Below are 875 nucleotides of genomic sequence, written 5' to 3' on the forward strand. Positions count from 1 at the left end.
CCTCCGGTTCGCGGTCTCTGGTGCGGTGACGATCGCCCGCCCACAGGTGACGCTCACCGATGGGCCCCGCGATTGGGTGCCGGGCCAAGGGTGCCGGCACGCGGTGCTCGTCGCCCCCGCGGGCGAGGACGTGCAGCTCGCCATCCCGGACACGTCATCGGGACGACGGTCCTCGTACCAGTGGGCGATCCGTGAGGTGCGCCGCCCCAACTAGTTCCCCGTGAAGAGGAGGCCCCATCGTGCCGATGCTGTTGTCTGAGGTGCAGGCGGAGGTGGAGTCGTGGGCGAACTCTGTCAGCGGGAAGTACATCAACTTCGACGACGCGTATGGGGCGCAGTGCGTAGACCCGGCTCTGCACTACGGGGCCACGGTCCACGGCTACCCGCGCATCCTCGGCCACGGGGCCTTCCTGGCCGGCAACTACATCGCCAAGTACGGGTGGGGTGACATCCCCTCCAAGAACAAGCAGACCGGCGACATGGTCTCCCTCAACTGGGGCGGCTACTACGGGCACGTCCTCATCCTCATCCGCCGTCTCGCGGATGGGCGCTGGCTCATCCTGGACCAGAACTCGCGTGGCACGGGCGACGACCCGTCCGGCCCGTGCGAGATCCGCACGGTGTCCCTGTCCTCCGGTGTGGTCCGTGTGGCCCGCCCGCCCCGGTACATGGGTGCCACGTCGGCCACGCCGGCCCCGGAGCCGGCGCTCACGGCCGAGCAGATCCTCTCCGGCAAGGGGTCCATGTCCTCGGACCTGGTTCTCTACAACGTGCCGGCGCTGGTGGCTGCGGCGAAGCGGGCCGGCACCCCCCTGTACCTTGCGGCCGCACTGACCCGTCAGGAGTCGTCCGGCAAGAACATCTACGGCAACGAC

Annotated in this window: 2 protein-coding genes; both read left to right on the plus strand. The window is 69.1% G+C overall.

Features of this window, described 5'->3' with window-relative positions:
- Positions 1 to 214, plus strand: a 214-nt coding sequence (locus ACI2L3_RS40330; protein ID WP_404757448.1) for a hypothetical protein, incomplete at its 5' end; no start/stop codon positions are given.
- 31 nt (positions 215 to 245) lie between these two features.
- Positions 246 to 875: CHAP domain-containing protein (locus ACI2L3_RS40335; RefSeq protein WP_404757449.1), on the plus strand; the 630-nt coding region annotated here is incomplete at its 3' end.

It is taken from the genome of Streptomyces sp. NPDC029674, assembly GCF_044903205.1.
Taxonomy (GTDB): Bacteria; Actinomycetota; Actinomycetes; order Streptomycetales; family Streptomycetaceae; genus Streptomyces.